This is a genomic window from Desulfosporomusa polytropa (genome assembly GCF_055380075.1).
On record NZ_AP042400.1, the window covers coordinates 2,411,454 to 2,433,593 of the forward strand.

Annotated in this window: 12 protein-coding genes and 1 tRNA gene; 11 read left to right on the forward strand and 2 right to left on the reverse strand. The window is 55.3% G+C overall.

The window, feature by feature from the left end; genetic code table 11:
- Positions 1 to 73 precede the first annotated feature (73 nt).
- The 10 genes from ACZ449_RS13230 to ACZ449_RS13275 all read left to right on the forward strand — a co-directional run bounded on the left by ACZ449_RS13230 (position 74) and on the right by ACZ449_RS13275 (position 19,097).
- On the forward strand, positions 74 to 358 hold the full coding sequence (locus ACZ449_RS13230) for a prevent-host-death protein (RefSeq protein WP_464261459.1): 285 nt from the start codon (positions 74 to 76) through the stop codon (positions 356 to 358).
- Positions 342 to 659 carry a type II toxin-antitoxin system RelE/ParE family toxin gene (locus tag ACZ449_RS13235; protein WP_464261460.1) on the forward strand — a complete coding sequence of 106 codons (318 nt, stop codon included), beginning with the start codon at positions 342 to 344 and terminating at the stop codon, positions 657 to 659. The genes ACZ449_RS13230 and ACZ449_RS13235 overlap by 17 nt, the downstream gene beginning before the upstream one ends.
- 561 nt (positions 660 to 1,220) lie before the next feature.
- Positions 1,221 to 1,529, forward strand: coding sequence for a hypothetical protein (locus ACZ449_RS13240; protein WP_464261461.1), 309 nt, complete (start codon positions 1,221 to 1,223; stop codon positions 1,527 to 1,529).
- 100 nt (positions 1,530 to 1,629) lie between these two features.
- The gene (locus ACZ449_RS13245) at positions 1,630 to 2,829 is read left to right on the forward strand and encodes a helix-turn-helix domain-containing protein (RefSeq protein ID WP_464261462.1); all 1,200 of its coding nucleotides are present in this window, start codon (positions 1,630 to 1,632) and stop codon (positions 2,827 to 2,829) included.
- Between the two features lie 284 nt (positions 2,830 to 3,113).
- Positions 3,114 to 7,247 carry a beta strand repeat-containing protein gene (locus tag ACZ449_RS13250; RefSeq protein WP_464261463.1) on the forward strand — a complete coding sequence of 1,378 codons (4,134 nt, stop codon included), beginning with the start codon at positions 3,114 to 3,116 and terminating at the stop codon, positions 7,245 to 7,247.
- Positions 7,248 to 7,337: 90 nt separating this feature from the next.
- Entirely contained in the window at positions 7,338 to 7,946 is a 609-nt protein-coding gene (locus ACZ449_RS13255) for a GNAT family N-acetyltransferase (RefSeq protein ID WP_464261464.1), read from the forward strand.
- 307 nt (positions 7,947 to 8,253) lie between these two features.
- Positions 8,254 to 9,951, forward strand: coding sequence for a ShlB/FhaC/HecB family hemolysin secretion/activation protein (locus ACZ449_RS13260; RefSeq protein ID WP_464261465.1), 1,698 nt, complete (start codon positions 8,254 to 8,256; stop codon positions 9,949 to 9,951).
- A 13-nt stretch (positions 9,952 to 9,964) separates the two neighbouring features.
- Positions 9,965 to 14,128 (forward strand): beta strand repeat-containing protein, encoded by a 4,164-nt coding sequence (locus tag ACZ449_RS13265; RefSeq protein ID WP_464261466.1) that lies wholly within the window; start codon positions 9,965 to 9,967, stop codon positions 14,126 to 14,128.
- On the forward strand, positions 14,125 to 14,391 hold the full coding sequence (locus ACZ449_RS13270) for a hypothetical protein (RefSeq protein WP_464261467.1): 267 nt from the start codon (positions 14,125 to 14,127) through the stop codon (positions 14,389 to 14,391). The genes ACZ449_RS13265 and ACZ449_RS13270 overlap by 4 nt, the downstream gene beginning before the upstream one ends.
- A 68-nt stretch (positions 14,392 to 14,459) precedes the next feature.
- On the forward strand, positions 14,460 to 19,097 hold the full coding sequence (locus ACZ449_RS13275; protein ID WP_464261468.1) for a beta strand repeat-containing protein: 4,638 nt from the start codon (positions 14,460 to 14,462) through the stop codon (positions 19,095 to 19,097).
- Between the two features lie 161 nt (positions 19,098 to 19,258).
- Here the strand turns inward: ACZ449_RS13275 and ACZ449_RS13280 are convergent, their stop codons facing one another.
- On the reverse strand, positions 19,259 to 19,594 hold the full coding sequence (locus ACZ449_RS13280) for a hypothetical protein (protein ID WP_464261469.1): 336 nt from the start codon (positions 19,592 to 19,594) through the stop codon (positions 19,259 to 19,261).
- 213 nt (positions 19,595 to 19,807) lie between these two features.
- Here ACZ449_RS13280 and ACZ449_RS13285 point away from each other — a divergent pair, with 213 nt between their 5' ends.
- Entirely contained in the window at positions 19,808 to 21,271 is a 1,464-nt protein-coding gene (locus ACZ449_RS13285) for an IS1182 family transposase (RefSeq protein ID WP_464261470.1), read from the forward strand.
- A 721-nt stretch (positions 21,272 to 21,992) separates the two neighbouring features.
- On the opposite strand, the gene ACZ449_RS13290 is transcribed toward ACZ449_RS13285, so the two are convergent.
- Positions 21,993 to 22,069: transfer RNA gene (locus ACZ449_RS13290), tRNA-Arg, on the reverse strand.
- Positions 22,070 to 22,140: the final 71 nt, after the last annotated feature.

Sequence of the window (22,140 nt, forward strand, 5' to 3'; positions counted from 1 at the left end):
CGTTGGAGGAATTGTAGTAGTAAAATAAGCATATAATAAACATACTATTTTACTATTATAGGGGGCGTTTTAAGTGAATATAAAGCCGTCTGCTGCAATACGCAAAAACTACAACGAAATATCCGCACTCTGCAAAGCTACTAAAGAACCTGTTTTTCTCACGAAAAATGGTGAAGGCGATTTAGTCGTCATGGATATCGCCTCGTTTTCCCGGCGTGAAAGCATGTTGAAACTGCGGGAACAACTTGTTGCGACTGAGGAAGACAGATTGATGGGTAAAAAGGGGTTTTCAATAGATGAAATGGACGAGATGATGAAAAAAGCCATAAAGGATTCCGCCAATGAGCTGCGTGGGTAAACGGTATCAAGTCATTATCGCGGAAAGAGCGGGAGAAATGCTTGTGCAGCACACCCGCTTTTTAGCCCAGGTCACCCCTCAGGCGGCGGATAAACTTAGGATGGATATAATCGAAGCTGCAAAATCCCTGCAAGATTTTCCAGAACGCGGTGCCTGGCTTGTTAATCCTGCATTGCCCGCAAACGCCTACAGAAAGCTGATTGTTGACAAACGATATTTGCTTATTTATAAGATCAAGGATGACAAAGTATATATCGACTACATGGTGGGTTGCCGGCAGGAGTATGCGTGGCTGATATAAATGCGCCAGCGTAAGACTAAAAAACCATCTAAAAGATACCCGGTGGGTAATATAAATCCCCAAAAATTCTCTGTACAATTTGTATAGAGAATTTTTTATTTTCCAGATGGAAAGTATAACTTTCCCTGGATTGAACGACTAAGGCTTCTGCTGGCGTCCTAAAGGACTTGGCACAAGCCAAGTCTTATCTTATGGAGGGAAAGATCATGAGCCATATTCAGAGTATTACCATAAAAGAATACTATAAACTGGAGAGGGCTGTTTAGGCCTTCCCAGGCGGGATTCACACCCGCTATATACCGTGCGCTTCTTGGCGCACGGTACGTTCTTTTTGCCTCTGTTTGTAATGATATAATAAAGCATTTCTCTTTCTTCGAAACATGAAAAAACCGCTAAATCTCATCGGTTTAGCGGTTTTTGGGGGATAGTTTTAACACAGATCCCCTATTTATTAGAAAAAATTTCATACGACTATGGAAAAAGGAAAGAAAAATCAAGTATTGCGGAGAATTAATGAAATAGATAGGACAATCGTAACTTATGTTTGGCAGGTGAATGAAGATGATTAGCTTCGGCGCCCTGGCCGGCTTTGCCATGGTCAATATCGCCGTCGTCTGTCACTTTTACCTGCGGGAACAGCGACGCTCCCCCGAGGCTACCATAGAGTATCTGGTGCTCCCCCTCCTTGGCACCATCCTGTACCTGTACTTTCTGTTCCCACCTGTCGCCGCGGGCGAAACTGCTGGGCTTTTTGTGGCTCGGACTGGGCGCGCTCTACCTGGCGGTCATCACCCGTGGCTTCCGCAGGCCGCCGCCCGGCCTGAAGCTGGAATAAACCGGAGCCTAACAGGCGACCAAGAAGAAAAGTAACGAATCGGAACGGCAAAAACGTTGTACCTGTTACAGCTTATATTGCAACATTGTACCTGCTGGCTGCCCCGGACAACACCGACAGACAGCCGCGCAGATTGTGAGGTGTGTAAAAATATATACGGAAAGCATTTCTTTTGACGATACATTACCGGTGGTCCTGACTGTCTGCCACATCGACGAATATCCCCTGCACTGTCACGAGGACACCATTGAAATCATTTTTGTCCTCCAGGGTACGGCACAGGTGAAAATCAGCTTTGAACACTTTACCCTGGGCGAAGGCGATTACGTGATCGTCAACCGGGAAGACTCGCACAAAATCTGGCGACAGGATGCAGCTGACAATATGGTCGCCATCTTTCATATCAGCCTCAAACCCTACCGCGCCGCCTTTCCCCACATTGACTACGTCATCTTCGCCTGCGAATCCTTTGATCTCGCCAAATATAAAGGCCAGACCGCCAAGCTCCGCCGGCTGCTGCTCAATCTGCTGGACAGCCTGCAGCGAGGCGGGGACAAGGCAGGCGAAACGGCGACAGACATTACCGCCAGCCTCATGCAGGCCCTAGTCGGAGAATATTCCCTGGAACGCTATTACAATCGCAGTCGGGACATCAGCGCCGACAAGCTGGCGACCTATTACACCATCGTCCAGCATATCTATGAAAACTACCATAACAAAAACCTCCTCCAGGACATCTCCCGCCGCCAGTTCTACTCCGCGTCCTACATCTCGCACCTCTTCAAGGATGTCGGTGCCGCCAGCTTCCAGGATATCCTGGGCTATATCCGGGTGTTTCATGCGGAACGCCTGCTCTTAGAGACCGGCTGCAGCCTCACCGCCATCTCCGAACGGTGCGGGTTCTCCGATATTAAGTATTTCAACCGTACTTTCCAAAAATGGTTTCAGCTAAAGCCTGCCGAGTACCGCAAAATTTATCAGCCGGAGATCGGCAGAGGTATCCGGGCAGTCACAGCGGCTGACGGCAGCGTGACAGACAAAATCCGTCATTTGGAAAACCTGGGCGACGACGCTACCGAATACAAGATCAGTCTCACACCGATTACACTGAAAAACCTCGGCTCCAAAACCGATCTGCTAAATTTTCTGAGTCAGGACAACGTTGTGGCTGCGCCTGGCGGCGAAAGCGACCAGGAAGGAGCCGGCAGTACCTATGCGATTATCAGAATCGGTGAGAACGGCAACCCTGCGCATACCAAGACGCTGCTGGAAAATTTCCTTCGCGACTTGCAGCGCCAGACAGCCAGCGAACTTGAATATTGGTTTATCAAATAAAAATATCCCTTCCCAAAAGAGCAGCATCACGTTGGCAGTGAAGCTGCTCTTTTTTGTCTGTCGGCAACACCCCTCCCGCTATACCCCGACGTACCGCCGGCAACAGCGAGCAGGGTATTTTGCCCAAAACCCCTCCCCCGCACCAGCAAGACAGCAGGATTGTCCTGGTATTACAGCAGGATTGTCCTGTAACCTTAACCCTCCTATCCTTTATATTTAAACTTACAGCATGTTACACCACAGAGCTATTTTTCATGGTTAGTATTCCTAAGGAGGTCTTACCGATGCAACGCAGATGGAAACGGCGCTGGCAGCGCCTGACAAAAACTATCTTCCCGCCGCTGGCGGCCGCACTGCTCGTGCTCACGAGCTGGCACTCGGCCTGGGCCAATCCGGCCGGCGGCACCGTCGTCAGCGGCAGTGCCGCCATAGCCGCAAGCGGCGCGACCACCACCGTCAACCAAACTACTAACAAAGCCATTTTGAACTGGCAGAGTTTCTCCATTGGCAGCGGCGAAACCGTCAACTTTCTCCAACCGTCGGCCTCAGCCATAGCCTTAAACCGGGTCGTCGGCTCCGATCCTTCGGCCATCTACGGCACCATAAACGCCAATGGCAAGGTCTTTCTCATTAACCCGAACGGCATCCTGTTCGCTCCCGGCTCCCAGGTCAGCGCCGGCGGCTTGGTAGCCTCGACTCTCAATATCGCCGACCGCGACTTTCTAAACGGCAGGTACACCTTTAGCGGCGCCACCACGAACGGCGTCACCAACCAGGGGACGATTACCGCCCAAAACGAAGCCGTACTCCTCGGCCCCAAGGCCGCCAACCAAGGCATTGTCGCCGCGAAAGTGACAGGCCTGGTGGCAGGCCAGCAGGTTACCCTCGACTTTAGCGGTGACCAACTGTTAAACCTCACCGTTGATACCAGCGCAGCCGGCGGCAGCGCGACCAACAGCGGCACCATCACTGCGAGTGGCGGCCTGGTGGTCATGACCGCCGGCACCAAAAACGCCCTCTTACAGACCGTCGTCAACAACAGCGGCGTCATCCGGGCCCAGAGTGTCCATAACGACAACGGCGTCATCCGGCTGGAAGGCACTACTGTGACTAATAGCGGCACCCTCGACGCCGCCGGCAAGACGACTGGCCAGACCGGCGGCACCGTCAAGCTCTTAGGCGACACTGTCACACTGAAAACCGGCTCGACGATTGATGTCTCCGGCGACGCCGGCGGCGGCACCGCCCTTGTCGGCGGCAATTACCAGGGCAGTGGCAGCGAATACCAGGCCACGAATACGACCGTGGAACAAGGCGCGGCCATTACTGCCGACGCGATTACCACCGGCAAGGGCGGCACCCTCGTGGTCTGGGCCAAAGATACCACGCAGTTTGCCGGCGCCATTTCCGCTAAGGGCGGCAGCCAAAGCGGCGACGGCGGTACCGTCGAGACCAGCGGCAAACAGACGCTCAAGGTGCCCGACACCGCCAGTGTCACTACCCTGGCCCAAAGCGGCAAGACCGGCAGTTGGCTGTTAGACCCTTATAATTTGACCATTTCCTCTGCAGCGGACAGCACCTCGTCCGGCTTCTCCGCGTCCGCCAATGATAGCGTGATCAATGCCGCCACACTGACCAACGCGCTGGCCGCGAACAACATCACAGTCTCCACCGGCAGCGGCGGCAGCCAGTCCGGCAACATCACCGTGGCAGCGCCTGTCACCTGGACCAGCGACAAAACCCTGACGCTCTCGGCCTACAATAATATCAACATCAACGCCAGCATTACCGCAACCAATGGCACGCTGAACCTCGATTACGGCCAGGGCGCAGCCAATGGCATCCTCAGCGGCACTGCCGCCGGCTATTACCTGAACAATGGCGCCCAGGTGAATCTGTCTGCCGGCAATCACTTTAACACCCGACTGGGCTCCGGCGGCACGCCAATCGCCCACACCGTCATCACTGCGTTAGGCACGGCAGTCAGCAGCAATGATGGAACTTTACAGGGCATTCGGGGCAATCTTACGGGCCACTACGTACTCGGAAGCAACATTGACGCCAGCGACACCCAGCATTGGAACTCTTATCTGGACGGCAGCACGACCAAATACTACGGCTTTACCCCCATCGGTAATGGCAACAACCCCTTCACAGGCATCTTCGACGGCCTGGGCCACACCATCAACGGCCTGACCATCAACCGCCCTTCCACCAATTACGTCGGCCTGTTCGGCTATACCAGCAGCAATGCGATTCTGCGCAACATAGGTCTGATAGGTGGCAGCATCACCGGCTACGCCGCTGCCGGCGGCCTGACGGGGGTTAACTACGGCACCATCACCAATAGCTACAACACCGGCGAAGTTTCCTCCTCCTCCTCCTTCGCCGACGCCTTCGCCGGCGGCCTGGCGGGGTATAACTACGGCACCATCACCAACAGCTACAACACCGGCGAAGTTTCCTCCTCCTCCTCCTCCTTCGGGGCCTTTGCCGGCGGCCTGACGGGGTCTAACTACGGCACCATCACCAATAGCTACAACATCGGCAAAGTTTCCTCCCCCTCCTCCTCCTCCTTCGCCGACGCCTTCGCCGGCGGCCTGGCGGGGTATAACGGCACCGGCTCCATCACCAACAGCTACAACACTGGCAAAGTTTCCTCCTCCTCCGTCCGCACCTTCGCCGGCGGCCTGGTGGGTGATAGCACTGGCACCATCACCGCTTCCTATTTTGCCACCACCGATGAAAACGGAAATGCCATCAACTCCGGCAGCGGCTACAATACCTACGGCGGAGGAAAGACGCTGGCCGAGCTGAAGCAAGCCGCCACCTTCAGCGCCTGGGGCGGCGACATCTCCGCCAGCGGCGGCAGCAGCGCCGTCTGGCGCATCTACGACGGCTACACCACCCCGCTGCTGCGTTCTTTCCTGAAGCCGGTTACCGTTAGCGCCACGCCTACCGGTAAGACCTATGACGGCACTACTGCTTCCGGCAGCAATCTCAACTATGCCTCGTCTGTCTCTCTGTCTGGCAGCCTGAGCTATACCACCAACAGCAAAAACGCTGGCACCTACAGCACCGCCAATACTACCGGCAATACCCTCACCCTCAGCGGCCTTTATTCCAGCCAGCAGGGCTATGATATCAGCTACGATGCCACGCTGACCATTAACAAAGCCGCTCTCACCCTGACGGCCGCAGCCAACAGCAAAGTCTATGACGGCACCACCGCTTCCAACGGCACCGTCACCTACACCGGCCTGCAGACCGGCGACAACCTTAGCGGTCTCACCCAGAGCTTTGACAGCAAAAATGTCCTGGGCGCCAACGCCAGCACCCTCCAGGTCACCGGCTATACCATTAACGACGGCAATAACGGCAATAACGGCAATAACGGCAACAACTATACCGTGACCACCAACACCGCTGCCGGCACCATTACCCCGGCCTCTCTCACCGTCACCGCCAACAATGCCAGCAAGACCTACGACGGCACCGCCTATTCCGGTGGCAGCGGCGTCACCTACAGCGGTTTTGTCAATAGCGAAACCAAAGCCACCAGCGATCTGACCGGCACCCTCACCTACGGCGGCTCCAGTCAGGGAGCGATCAGTACCAACTCCTACACCATTACCCCCGACGGCCTGACCTCCGCGAACTATGACATCCACTTTGTCAACGGCACCCTCACCATTAATCCTGCCTCCACACCAACTACTCCAACCACTCCAACCACGCCGGGCCAACTGACCGTCACCGCCGACAACCAGACCAAGGTCTACGGCCAGAACAATCCGGCCCTGACCTATCAGACCAGTGACGGCAACGCCGCCCTTACCGGCGGCTTAACCACCGCTGCTAACGCCGGCTCCTCTGTCGGCAGCTATGCTATTATCCAGGGCAGCCTGACCGCCGGCAGCGGCTACAGCCTGACCTACGTTCCCGGCGTCCTCACGGTTACTCCGGCCACCCTTACCGTCACCGCCAACAGCCTGACCCTCCGGGCCGGACAAACTCTGCCGGCGCTGACCTACACCGTCAGCGGTCTCATTGGCAGCGACACGGCCGCCGGCGTACTGAGCGGCTCTCTCGCCGCCGGGTCTGGCCTTGGCTCGTACGCCATCACCCGGGGCAGCCTGACCGCGAATACCAACTACCTCCTCACCTTTCTTCCCGGCACTCTGACCATAACCGGCCCGGCAGTCAGTCCCGCCTATGACGCGGCGATTGTCTCCGCCCGGCAGCAGACGGGCGGAGCCCGCCACCCTGCTGTCTTCATAGTATTGCCTAATGCCGGCGAATCGCCACTGACCATCGTCGGCACCGGCCTCAACCTCAGCGGCTATCCGCCGCTTATCGGCCCGGCTCCCGTCAGTCCTGGCGCTGCCGGCGCCACAACGGGAGGCGAAACCGAATGAACCGCGAAATCTTCGCCGCCTATAGCGGCGGGAGTTTGGACGCAAACCGCAAACTAAAACTAGGAATCCAACGAGGATAAGGAGGCTGCCGTGACTACTACTATCAAAGTTATAACGCTGCACGGACGCGACATCCTGCCATTCCTGCCAGAAGTCGCCAAACTCCGTATGACGGTTTTCCGTGAGTACCCCTACCTTTATGACGGCGATCTAACTTATGAACAAGACTATTTACAGACCTATGCGGACTCGGCTAACAGTCTCATCGTATTGGCGCTCGATAATAATAGGGTAATCGGCGCTTCTACAGGGATACCGATGCCGGATGCCGAAGAAGCCGTCCAAAAAGAGTTTCTGGCCGGCAGCTATACTGTGAAGGATTGGTTTTATTATGGCGAATCAGTCCTGCTCCCGGCCTATCGCGGACATGGCCTGGGCGTACGCTTTTTCGAAGAACGTGAACATTTTGCCCGTGCGCTTAATTGCAAATTCGCCGCTTTCTGTGCCGTAGTAAGACCGCATGATCATTCCCAAAAACCGCCTAATTATGTAGCGTTAACTAGCTTTTGGCAGCATCGCGGGTATGTGCCGCTTAGTCTGGCCTGCTACTTATCCTGGAAGGAAGTCGGGGCTGAGTCTGAAACCTCACATCTGCTGGCTTTTTGGTTTAAGGAGCTGACAGTATCCACGAATACGTAATTGTCACCGCTCAATACCCGCTTACTTTGCAAAGCTCCTGGGACAGTTATCCAAATTGAGTAGGTACAGCTGAAAAACCGGGCGGTATTCCTAAAATCCAATTCTGATACATCCAAAAAGAGCAGCGTCAGCGGAGTGATGCTGCTCTTTTTGGTCTGCCGGAACAAGCCCTCTCCGCCAAAAAACCGATCCGCAACAGCAAGACAGCAGGATTGTCATGATATTTCAGCAGGATTGTCATGTGACATTCACCATAACATCATTTATATTTAAACTTACATCATTTTACTTAAAGGAGCAAAATACTATGCATTTTTTACTTTCCCGTCGCGCCAAACGCGCGCTCACCCACCTCACGCTGCTCACCCTGGCCGTTTCGCCGGCTTACGCCGCTGCAGCGCAGCCCGGCAGCGGCAGCGTTCTCGACAGCGTCAAACCGCCGGCTATCCATCAGCCCGCCGCGCCGGCTCCCGAAATTACCGTAAAAGAGCAACCACCCGCCCCCGTTGGCGGTGGTGAACCCATTCCGGTCAAAGCCTTCCGCATCGACGGGCAGCCGCCGGTGCCTGCCACCGAACTGCTGGCACTCATCAAAAGCGAAACCGGCAAAGACCTGACTCTCGGTCAACTGGGCAGCCTGGCCGACAAACTCACACACTACCTGCGCGACAAAGGCTACCTCGTCGCCTTTGCCTACCTGCCGTCGCAAACCATTGAGGACGGTGTGGTTAGTATCGCCGTCATACCCGGACAATACGGCCAGCTAAAAATCACCGGCCACAGCCGCGTCGATTCCGCGCTCGTCAGCGCCATGCTGTCTTGCGCCAAGCCTGGCACGGTTATCACCAGAGAGCCGCTGGAACGTTCGCTGCTTCTCATAAGCGACCTCGCCGGCGTCCGCGCCAAAGCCACCCTGTCGCCGGGCGAAGCAGCCGGCACTGCCGACCTCACCCTGGAAGTGTCCGACACCGCCAACATCAGCGGCGCCCTCTACAGCGACAACTGGGGCAGCCGCTATACTGGCCGCACCCGCTACGGCACTCAGATCAGCGTGGGCAACCTGAGTGGTGCCGGTGACACCCTCAGCGTAGGCGGCCTAACCACCCGCGATGGCATCGACAACTACAGTTTCGGCTACAGCGTCCCTGTCGGCGCTGACGGCGCCCGCTTCGACGTGAGCTACTCCCATGTGGGCTATACCCTCGGCGACAGCTTTGCCACTCTTAATGCCACCGGCCGTGCGGCGGTCACCGGCTACCAGCTCTCCTATCCGTTCCTCAGGAGCCGCGCCGCCAGCCTATACGGCAGCTTCGGCTACGACCATAAGCAGCTTCGCGACGATATGGTTGGCTACGGCAGCTATAACCCCCGTTCGAGCGGTCTCTGGCATATTGGCCTGTCCGGCAATTTTGCCGACACCTGGCTGGGCGGCGGCACCAGTGCCTTCAGTCTTACCCACTACCGGGGCCATCTCGACCTCACCGATGCGGCCTCCCTGGCAACCGACGCTGCCACCGCTCAGACGGACGGCCACTTTACCAAAACGGTGCTCACTTGGCAGCGCCAGCAGGCAGTAGCCCAAAACCTGAATTTGAACCTGAGCTTCACTGGCCAGCTCGCCGGTAAAAACCTTGATTCCTCCGAAAAGCTCTACCTCGGCGGCGCCGACGGCGTACGGGCCTACCCGCAGGGCGAAGGCGGCGGCGACCAGGGCTATAAGCTAACCGGCGAACTGCGCTGGCGGCTGCCGGGCGCATCCACCGGAGCCAATACTCTCTACCTGAACACCTTCTACGACTACGGCCAGGTGATGGTCAACAAAAAAACCTACACCACCGATGACAACCGCCGCAGTCTGGCCGCAGCCGGCTTAGGGCTACTATGGGTGCAAGGCAGCGACTTCGCCGTCCGCCTCGACTACGCCTGGAAGGTCGGCCACGAAGCGGCCACAGCCGACACCGACAAAAACGGCCGCTGCTGGCTGCAGGCCGTAAAATATTTCTAAGGGAGGGAACTCAATGCAAAGAAAATGGAAACGGCGCTGGCAGCGCCTGACAAAAAGCATAATGCCGCCCCTGGTAGTCGGTATGCTGCTCCTGAGCAGCTACCACCCGGCCTGGGCCAATCCGTCCGGCGGCACCATCGTGAGTGGCAGCGCCGCCATCACGGCGAACGGCGCGACGACCACCATCAACCAAACGAGCCAAAAAGCCATCCTCAACTGGCAAAGCTTTTCCATCGCCAAAGGCGAAACAGTAAACTTCCTCCAGCCGTCGGCCTCGTCCGTCGCCTTAAACCGGGTAGTCGGCTCCGACGCCTCGGCCATCTACGGCACCCTGACCGCCAACGGCAAAGTCTTTCTCATTAACCCCAACGGCATCCTGTTCGCTCCCGGCTCCCAGGTCAGCGCCGGCGGTCTGGTGGCCTCGACGCTGAATATCGCCGACAGCGACTTCCTAAATGGCAAATATACCTTTAGTAGTACAACAGGTAACGGCGTCACCAATCAGGGAACCATCAACGCCGTCAATGAAGCCGTACTCCTCGGCCCCAAGGTCGCCAATGAAGGCGTCATTGCCGCCAAGGTCACCGGCCTGACGGCCGGCAGGCAGGTTTCGCTCGATTTTAGCGGCGACCAGTTATTAAACCTCACCGTCGACACCGGCGCAGCCGGCGGCAGCACTGCCAATAGCGGCACGATTACCGCGAGCGGCGGCCTGGTCATCATGACCGCCGGCACCAAGGATGCCCTCCTTAACACCGTCGTCAACAACAGCGGCATCATCCGGGCGCAAAGCGTCCATAACGCGAACGGCGTCATTCGCCTGGAAGGCACTGCCGTCACCAATTCCGGTATCCTCGACGCTTCGGGCAAGGCATCCGGCCAGACCGGGGGCACCATCAAACTGCTGGGCGACACCGTCACGGTGAAAACCGGCTCGACGATTGACGTCTCCGGTGATAGAGGCGGCGGCACCGCCCTCATCGGCGGAGCATATCAGGGTAGCCCAAGCGAACACGCCGCCACGAATACCACGGTAGAACAGGGTGCAACAGTCAATGCCGACGCGATCAACAAGGGCAACGGCGGCCAGGTGGTCATCTGGGCCAACGACACGACCAAGTTTGCCGGCACTATCTCCGCTAAGGGCGGCAGCGCATCCGGTGACGGCGGCCGTGTTGAGACGTCGGGCAAACAGACACTGAGCATAACCGGCGGCCGTGTGAATACAACAGCGACTAATGGTCAAACCGGCAATTGGCTCTTGGACCCGGCGGATTTTACCATCGGCTCCGGCATGACTGGAACCAACTATTGGAATAACAGTGATTTAGGAACAGCACTGGCAAGCAATAATATAACCATTTCCACTGGCAGTTCAGCTAATACTGTTATCGTGGGAACTACTACGACTCCCACCGATACCAGCACCGTCACTGGCAGCGGCGACATTAACGTCAACAGTGATCTTACCTGGGGCAGTGGCAAGACCCTGACCCTGTCGGCCTATAACAACCTCAACCTCAATGCCGCAATTACCGCCACGAGCGGCGGCTTGACGCTAGCTGCCAACACAAGCGGCACCGGAAATGGCACAATCAGCGGAATTATCACGCCGGCCAGCGGCAGCAGCATTGACGTCGGCACCTTCACTCTGCAGGGCGGCACCTGGCGGGAAATCTCCCCCAGCCTGTCCAGTTTCTATGCTAAAGACTTTCGCATCAGCGGCGGCACCTTTATCCGCGCTTTAGACGGCAGCGGCACCATTGGCAATCCCTATCAAATCGCCGACGTCTACGGCCTGCAGGGCATCGGCTCCAACGGTATGCTGGGAAAATACTATATGCTAGCCAATAACATCGACGCCAGCGGCACGAATTACTGGAACGCCAACTACGGCTTCGAGCCCATCGGTGCGTACAACGCCCCCTTCACTGGCAACTTCGACGGCCAGAGCCACACCATCACAGGCCTATATATCAATAAATGGGTTAATGCCGTCACGGTCGGGCTATTCAGCAGTACCACGAGTAGTGCAGTCATTGGCAATGTAGGTCTGCTCGGTGGCTACACCGCTGGCAATGGAGGCACCACTGGCAGCCTAGTGGGGGCAAACTACGGCACAATCACCAACTGCTACAACACAGGGAATGTTGTTGCTCATTCCGACGCCGGCGGCCTGGCAGGGAAAAACTACGGCACTATCAGCAACAGCTACAACACAGGCGCCGTTTCTTCCACCTCTTCTGGTGGTTACACCAACACCGGCGGCCTGACAGGGTTTAACGACTCCAGTGGCAAAATCGAAGACAGCTACAACACAGGCAGCGTTTACTCCTTCACTAACCAATATATGGCCCGTGCTGGCGGCCTGACGGGGTTTAACAGCGGCGTCATCACCAACAGCTACAATATAGGCAGCACTACTTCTCCCTCCAATGCCGCCCATCCCACCTGGGCCCTCACCGGCGGTGTGACGGCGAGTAACACCGGCACCATAAACGCTTCCTATTATGCCACCACCGATGCAGCCGAAAATACCATCAACAACGGCTCTGCCTATGGCACCGCCAAAACACTGGCTGAGCTAAAAAACCCCAACACCTTCAGCACCTGGGGCACTAGTATTTCCGCCACCGGCAGCAGTAGCGCCGTCTGGCGCATCTACGGCGGCTATACCACCCCGCTCCTCAGAAGCTTCCTGACGCCGGTTACCGTAACACTTTCTGGTGCAACAAAAACCTATAACGGCCAGACCGTCGGCACGGCTTCCAGCTATACCCTGAACGACCTTGCCGCCTCCAGCGGCGTATCCGGCAGCCTGACCTATACCGCCGGCAGCAAAAATGCCGGCACCTACAGCACTGCCAATAGCACCGGCAACACCCTCACCCTAAATGGCCTCTATTCCAGCCAACAGGGCTATGATATCAGCTACGCACCCGCCACACTGACCGTCACCCAAGCCCCCCTCACCGTCAGCAATCTCACGGCAGCCAGCAAGGTCTATGATGGCACCACCACTGCTACTGTAACCGGCACCTTGACCGGAGTTATCGGTTCCGATGCCGTCACACTGGGCGACGGCTCCTTCAATGACAAAAACGCCGGAAACGGCAAGACCGTCACCGCTAACCTGACCGGCAGCGATGCAGGCAACTACACCCTGCAGTCCGCCGCCACTTCGGCCGATATCACCCAAGCCGCTCTCACCATCACCGCCACTGGCGTCAATAAAACCTACGACGGCACCACAGCTACCAGCGTCACCTTCAGCGACAATCGGATAGCCGGCGATATCCTGACCGTCAGCGGCACGGCGGCCTTCAACGACAACAACGCCGGAAACGGCAAAGCGGTGAACATCTCCTCTATCTTACTTTCCGGCGACGCCGCTGCCAACTATACCTATAATACCGCCGCCACCACTTTGGCCAATATTACCCAGGCCACTCTGAACATTACCGCCAACAACGCCAGTAAGGCCTATAACGGTCAGACCTACTCCGGCGGCAACGGCGTCTCCTACACAGGCTTCGTCAACGGCGAAGACAGCGCTGTGCTGACCGGCACCCTCACCTATGGCGGCACCAGCCAGGGAGCGGTAACCGCCGGCAACTACACCATTACCCCCGCAGGCTTGTCCGCCGATAACTATACCATCACCTTCATAAACGGCACTCTGACCGTCACGTCACCCACTATACCACCTACTCCTACACCTACACCTACACCTACTCCTACTCCTACTCCTACTCCTACTCCTACTCCTACTCCTACTCCTACTCCTACTCCTACTCCTACTCCTACTCCTACTCCTACTCCTACTCCTACTCCTACTCCTACTCCTACTCCTACTCCTACTCCTACTCCTACTCCTACTCCTACACCTACACCTACACCTACTCCTACTCCTACTCCTACTCCTACTCCTACTCCTACCACTCCTTCCACTCCCCTCGGCTCACTAACCAGTCCCGCCTACGGTGCGGCGATTGCCTACGCCCAGCGCCAGGCACAAACCACCGGCCATTCCAGTTTTTTCGGGCAATCCGCCGGTGAAGCGCCACTAACCATCCTCGGCACCGGCCTCAATACCAGCGGCTATCCAGCGCTGACCGTTCTGGTTCCTGATGGCCCCGGCACTGCGGAACCGGCAAAACCAGGCGTAGCCGAATGAACCGTGAAATCTTTGCCGACGGCGTCAGCGCCGTCCATGTCACCGGCAATCTCGTCCGCCTCGACCTAATAACCGTGCAGCCCCACCTCAAGAGCGACAACGACCAGCCGGTGGTCGAAGTCAACCAACGTCTGATACTGCCACTCGACGGCTTCGTCCAGGCGCTGGCTATCCAGCAGGATATCCTCCGGCAACTCACGGCTGCCGGCGTACTGAAACAAAATAACGTCTCCGCTGCAGAAACAACCGGACAAGGCGACTGACCGACAGGCATAAGCCCTGGTCCGCTGCTGGCCGCAGGCTGTGAAATATTTCTAAAGGAGGGAACTCAATGCAAAGAAAATGGAAACGGCACTGGCAGCGCCTAACAAAAATCATAATGCCGCCTCTGGCGGCCGGTATGCTGCTCCTTACAAGCTACCACCCTGCCTGTGCCAACCCGGCCGGCGGCACCGTCGCGAGCGGCAGCGCCGCCATCACGGCGAACGGCGCTACCACCACCATCAACCAAACGAGCCAAAAAGCCATTATCAACTGGAAGAGCTTTTCCATCGCCAAAGGCGAAACGGTAAACTTCCTCCAGCCGTCGGCCTCGTCCGTCGCCTTAAACCGGGTAGTCGGTTCCAACGCCTCGACCATCTACGGCACCCTGACCGCGAGCGGCAAAGTCTTTCTCATTAACCCGAACGGAATCCTGTTCGCTCCCGGCTCCCAGGTCAGCGCCGGCGGCCTGGTGGCCTCGACTCTCAATATCGCCGATAGCGACTTTTTAAACGGCAAATATACCTTTAATGGCACCAGTTCCGGCAGTGTGGTAAACCAGGGAACCATCACCGCCAACAGCGAAGCCGTACTCCTCGGCCCCAAGGTCGCCAATGAAGGCGTCATCGCCGCCAAGGTCACCGGCCTGGCGGCTGGCAGGCAGGTTTCGCTCGATTTTAGCGGCGACCAGTTATTAAACCTCACCGTCGACACCGGCGCCGCCGGTGGCAGCGCCGCCAACACAGGGCAAATCCTATCGGACGGCGGCCTGGTCGTCATGACCGCCGGCACCAAGAACGCCCTCTTACATACTGTCGTTAACAACAGCGGCGTCATCCGGGCCCAGAACGTCCATAACGAAAACGGCGTTATCCGACTCGAAGGCAGCACAGTACTAAACTCCGGCACCCTCGACGCTTCCGGCAAAGCCAGCGGAGAGACCGGCGGCACCGTCAAGCTGCTGGGCGATACCGTCACAGTGAAAACCGGCTCCACCATTGATGTCGTCGGCGACGCCGGCGGCGGCACCGTGCTCATCGGCGGGTCATACCAGGGCGGCGCAAACGAATACGCCGCCACCAATACTACGGTAGAGAACGGCGGCGCCATCAACGCCGATGCCATAACGAGCGGCAACGGCGGCAATGTTGTGGTCTGGGCCAATGACACGACAAATTTCGCCGGCACAATCACCGCCAAAGGTGGCTCTGTCTCCGGCAACGGCGGCAACATCGAGACTTCCGGCAAGAACGTGCTGAACGTCAGTGGCACCGTTTTGGCCGGGGCGGCTCACGGCAACGGTGGTTCTTGGCTTTTAGACCCAGCGTATTCAGTCATTGATGCGGCAGCGGCCCAAAGTCTGGTAACCGCCCTGACTGCCGGCATGACGGTCACCAATACCGCTGCCAACATTACCGTCAGCAGTCCAATCAACTGGTCGACTGCCAATAGCACGCTGGCACTTAACGCAACCGGCAACCTCGCGATCAATGCCAACATTACTGCCAGTGGCAGCGGGTCCGGCCTGACTCTGACTGCCTCCAACTACACCCTGGGCAACAACGCCTCGATCACCTTGTCAGGTAACGGCGCGACCTTCAGCCTGAACGGCACGCCCTATACTGTTATCAATAATTACAGCGGCGGAACCTATAGCAGTACCGGAGCGCTGACAGCCCTACAAGCTATAAACAATAACCTTGCCGGCAACTATGTACTCGGCATTAACATCGACGCCAGCAGCACCAGCAGTTGGGGCTCCGGCTACGACGTCGGATTCGACCCCATCGGCCAGGGCTTTATAGCATACGTTAGTCCCGTCATACCATTCACCGGCACCCTCGACGGCCTAGGCCACACCATCAGCCAATTGACTATTTACCGGCCTTTGACCTCCTCAGTAGGCCTGTTCGCCTATGCTGATCCCAAGGCGATCATTCGCAACGTAGGTCTTAACGGCGGCAGCATCACCGGCGCACGCTTCGTCGGCGGCCTAGTGGGGGAGAACTACGGCTCCATCACCAACTGCTACAACACGGGAAACGTTTTCTCCACCTGGGCCGGCGGCCTGGTGGGGATTAATTCAGGCACCATCACCAATAGCTATAACACAGGCACCGTATCCTACTCCGGCCCCACCGATCTCACAGCCTCCCACACTCTCACCGGTTGTACGATCGGTGGCCTGGTGGCGGAGAACTACGGCACCGTCACCAACTGCTATAACATGGGTACCGTTTCCTACTCCTACGACGACTCCTCCACCACCAGCGCCTACGGCATTACCTCCTACCTCGGCGGCCTGGCGGGGAATAACTCCGGCGCCATCACCAACAGCTATAACGCGGCCAACGTTTTCGCTTCCTACTCCACCTCCAAGTCTCTTTCCTCTTACATCTACGTCGGTGGACTGGCGGGAGAAAATTCCGCCCCCATCACTAACAGCTATAACACGGGAACCGTCTCCGCCTTCACAACCGGTGGCACACACTACCACTCCTACGCCGGCGGCTTGGTGGGGAATAACTCCGGCGCCATCACCAACAGCTACAACATGGGCGACGTTTCCTCCAACTCCTCCGCCACTTCCGCCACCCCCATCGAATGCTACTCCTCCACCGGCGGCCTGGCGGGAGATAACCACAGCTCCATCACTAACAGCTATAACACGGGCGACGTTTCCTCCACCGCCTCAACCTCCACCCACCACAATCTATACGCCGCCCCCTCCAACTCCTACACCGGCGGTCTGACGGGGTATAACTACGACTCTATTAGCAGCAGCTATAACATGGGCACCGTGTCCGACATATCCGTCTACCTAAACTACCCCGGCTCCTTCACCTTCTCTTATGCTGGCGGACTTGCGGGATATAACTATACCGGCGGTTCGATCAAAGACAGCTATAACATGAATACCGTTTTCTCCGTCTCCACCTACACTACCTCCCTCTCCACTGGCGGCCTGGTGGGGGGTAACTATGGCTCCATCACCAACAGCTATAACACGGGAACCGTTTCCGTCTCCCCCACCAACACCATGAGCGCCGCCATTGGCGGCCTTGCGGGGGATAACGGATATATGGCTATCATCCAAAACAGCTATAACATAGGTGCCGTTTCCGCCAACTCTTCCGACCTCACTTTCTCCCCCGATATCGGCGGCCTGGTGGGGTATAACTTCGGATCCGCCACCATCATCAATTCCTTTTATGCCACCACTGATCTGTACGGAAATACCATCAACTCCGGCAGCAGTTACACTACCTACGGCACAGGAAAGACGCTGACCGATCTTAATAAAGCCTCTACCTTCAGTGCCTGGGGCAACGACATCTCTGCCACCGGCGACAGCAGCGCCGTCTGGCGCATCTACGACGGCTATACCACCCCGCTGCTCAGAAGCTTCCTGAAGCCGGTTACTGTGACAGTTTCTATTGCAACCAAAACCTATAACCGCCTGACCAGCGGCACGGATTCCGGCTATACCCTGTCCGACTCCGCCGCCACCACGTCTGGCACCCTGGCCTACACTACCAGCAGCAAAGACGTCGGCACCTACCACACCAGCGATGGCAGCCTGACCTTCAGTGGCCTCTACTCTGGCCAGCAAGGCTATGACATCGGCTACACACCCGCTACACTGACCGTTACCCAAGCCCCCCTCACCATCAGCAATCTCACGGCAGTCAGCAAAGTCTATGACGGCACCACCACCGCTACTGTAACCGGCACCTTGACCGGAGTTATCGGTTCCGATGCCGTCACACTGGGCGACGGCTCCTTCAATGACAAAAACGCCGGAAACGGCAAGACCGTCACCGCTAACCTGACCGGCAGCGATGCAGGCAACTACACCCTGCAGTCCGCCGCCACTTCGGCTGATATCACCCAAGCCGCTCTCACCATCACCGCCACTGGCGTCAATAAAACCTACGACGGCACCACAGCTACCAGCGTCACCTTCAGCGACAACCGGATAGCTGGCGATATCCTGAACGTCAGCGGCACGGCGGCCTTCAACGACAAAAACGCCGGCAACGGCAAAGCGGTGAACATCTCCTCTATCTTACTTTCCGGCGACGCCGCTGCCAACTATACCTATAATACCGCCGCCACCACTTCGGCCAATATCACCCAGGCCGCTCTGAACATTACCGCCAACAACGCCAGTAAGGTCTATAACGGTCAGACCTACTCCGGCGGCAACAGCGTCTCCTACACAGGCTTCGTCAACGGCGAAGACAGCGCTGTGCTGACCGGCACCCTCACCTATGGCGGCACCAGCCAGGGAGCGGTAACCGCCGGCAGCTACACCATTACCCCCGCAGGTTTGTCCGCCGACAACTATACCATCACCTTCATAAACGGCACTCTGACCGTCACGTCACCCACTATACCACCTACACCTACTCCTACTCCTACTCCTACTCCTACACCTACTCCTACTCCTACCACACCTGACACTCCTTCCACTCCTCCCCCCCTCGGCTCACTAACCAGTCCCGCCTACGGTGCGGCGATTGCCTACGCCCAGCGCCAGGCACAAACCACCGGCCATTCCAGTTTTTTCGGGCAATCCGCCGGTGAAGCGCCACTAACCATCCTCGGCACCGGCCTCAATACCAGCGGCTATCCAGTGCTGACCGTTCTGGTTCCTGATGGCCCCGGCACTGCGGAACCGGCAACAGCAGGCGCAGCCGAATGAACCGCAAAATCTTCGCCGACGGCGTCAACGCCGTCCACGTCACCGGCAAGCTCGTCCGCCTCGACCTAATGACCGTGCAGCCCCACCTTGCAAGCGATAAATGAAGACTTACTGCAGGGGATGGTTGTACCCCTGCAGTTTAGTCGGAATTATCCAGGGAGTTAGCCGCTCTTAGCTCCCGCTGTCAATAGACGGGAGATTAGAGCGGTTTGCTCATCGGACAACGGCCAGTCGGTGGTCGAAGTCAACCAGCGGCTGATACTGCCGCTCGACGGCTTCGTCAGTCCTTGGCTATCCAGCAGGATATTGTCCGGCAGCTTGACCAGCACGTAGAGCAAAAACGCCAGGAGCTCCTGCGGCCGATCTCCGTCAAGGTCGTGGCGGCCGCCAATGAAGTCGCTGGCGAAAAAGGTCTGTCCATTGTCATCGGCAAAAACGAAGTCGTCTGCGGCGGCGTGGACATCACAACCGAAGTGTGAAAAAAACAACCGGTGCATAAATGGAGACTACAATGTGGCTGTTGCAATAGCGATATAAAATTATCGCTAGCAGCAGCCCCTTTTTTATGGAAAATCCAATCTGCGCTATTAATAAAATCAAAGGAATACAAGGGATACGGCAGACTGTGTGAAAAGTAGATATTATTGATTACATAAATGACCAAATATGATAAAATATAGATATATAATAAAGTGCAAGAAGGTGGATGTATGGGCTATATAAAGGGTGAAGAACGGAATCAAACCTATCTGTTTCCTGAAAGCTTCGACGAGTACATTCATGAAGAGAATCCTGTTCGTATCATCGATGAATATGTTGAACAGTTAGATATGAAGGAGCTAAAATTTCAGAAAGCAGTCTGCTCGAACAATGGACGTCCACCCTATAACCCCAAAGATCTGCTTAAACTTTATCTGTATGGATATCTTAATCGAATCCGCTCGTCCCGTAGACTTGAACACGAGGCGCGCCGCAATATAGAAGTAATTTGGCTTTTAAAGAAAGTTAAACCTGATTTTAAAACAATTGCTGATTTCCGTAGAGATAATAAAAAAGCACTAAAGGCTGTATTTAGGCAATTTGTCCGTCTGTGCGATGAATGGGATTTGTTCGGCAAGGAAATGGTAGCCATAGACGGTACAAAGATTCGTGCCTGCAATAGCAAGCGAAATAATTATAGCGCAAAAAAACTAGAGCGACATATCCAATATATCGACGAAAAAATCGATACATATCTTAAGGATTTAGAAGCTGGCGATCAAGCCGAGGCCACTGATAGAAAACTAAGCGCCGAGGAAGTCCAAAAGCGAATACAAGAACTCCGTAATCGTAAGCAAAAATATGAGCACTACCAAGAACAACTACATAAAACAGGGGACAACGAAATCTCCACTAACGATCCTGATGCCAGATTGATGTGCAATAACAATAACAACGTGGATGTAAGCTATAATATACAAACAACGGTAGATGCTAAAAATAAGTTGATTGCTGATTTTAAAGTAACTACTAATCCAAACGATCTTGGTGAATTGGACAACATGGCGCTTCGCGCCAAAACCGTATTTGGAGCTAAGACCCTAGAAGTTCTAGCCGATAAGGGCTATTATAAAGCAGAAGATCTGAAAAAATGTGTAGCAAAACATATCACGCCCTATGTAACCAAGCAAGTCTATTCAAATGGAACTGGAGATAGAGACTTTTATACTGATAGATTTCGCTATGATGCCGAAAAGAAAGTATACATATGCCCAGCAAGCAAAGAGCTATATTTCGCTAAGAACCGAAGTAGCAAAGCTAGAGGGATTTTTGGATACGAGTATAGAAATTATGATGCCTGTAGTTCCTGCCAATATAAAGAGCGCTGCACTAAGAGCCAAAAAGGACGTAGTATCTGCCGTCATGTCGATCAGGATTTTTTAGATACTATCGATCTGCAGACTGAAATTAACAAGGAAAAATATCAGCTTAGGCAAATGATTATAGAGCACGTCTTTGGCACAATAAAACGAGGATGGGGAGCGTACTACTTTCTGACCAAGCGAAAGCTGTCGGTCAGCGGGGAGATTGCTTTGTCCTTTTTGGCCTATAACTTTAGGCGAGCCATAAATCTATTAGGACCGAAAGAAATTTTAAAAAGACTGCGGGAAAAACGAGAACTAGCCCTGGGATAAACAAGGCTGATTCTCATTTTTTTATATTCCAGTATCAATTAGTGACGGTGCAGAATTTTTGTCTAGTAAAAAATCATTTTTACAGTGAAATATTAAGGGCGTTTTCACACGGTCTGACGGGTCTTACTTTTGTCATTGACGCAAAAGTAAGCAAAAGGTCTAGGCCAAAAGCCTCCAAAAGCTGAAAAGCCGGGCGCTATTCCTAAAATTCGTAAACTCGCTACTCAAACAGTACGGATTTTTTAACGGAATACCACCCGGCTTTTCTCCTGCGGAACGCTCTTTCCGGCAACGGCCAAGGGGTTACGAGAGTTATGCGGAGTGACGGGCTAAACATACTGAGGCACAGGCGATCGTTATGCATAAGCGGAGGTTAAGCGCCAACGGCGAAGCGTTGTATGACGGTCGTCTGTGCTGGGTTTTGTATTTGACACCCCCTGTTTTATAAGGCCTCTTGGATTCCCAAAACTGATAAATTTATGAAAAAAGCCCTCGCACTAATTACTTAGCGCGACAGCCCCATTGTATTGCATAGGAGATTTTTCGCCGCAGCGTTGTAGGTTGTTGTAAAACTGCTATAAAAATGCAAAAAAGAGCTTTACGAAAACCTCGTAAAACCCTTAAAATACTAGATGTTGTTCCACGCTATCGCTTGGAACTAAGCGACTCACACCAATCAGTTCTCGCCTATCGGCTCTACTTCTTGGGCTTTCTGCTTAAATGGCGACCCCGGCAGGATTCGAACCTGCGACCTTTTGATTCGTAGTCAAACGCTCTATCCAGCTGAGCTACGGAGTCATGTACTGCTTGCTACTTGACTATTATATTATGCAAATTAAAAAATGTCAACAGCGCAGCGATATTTTTTA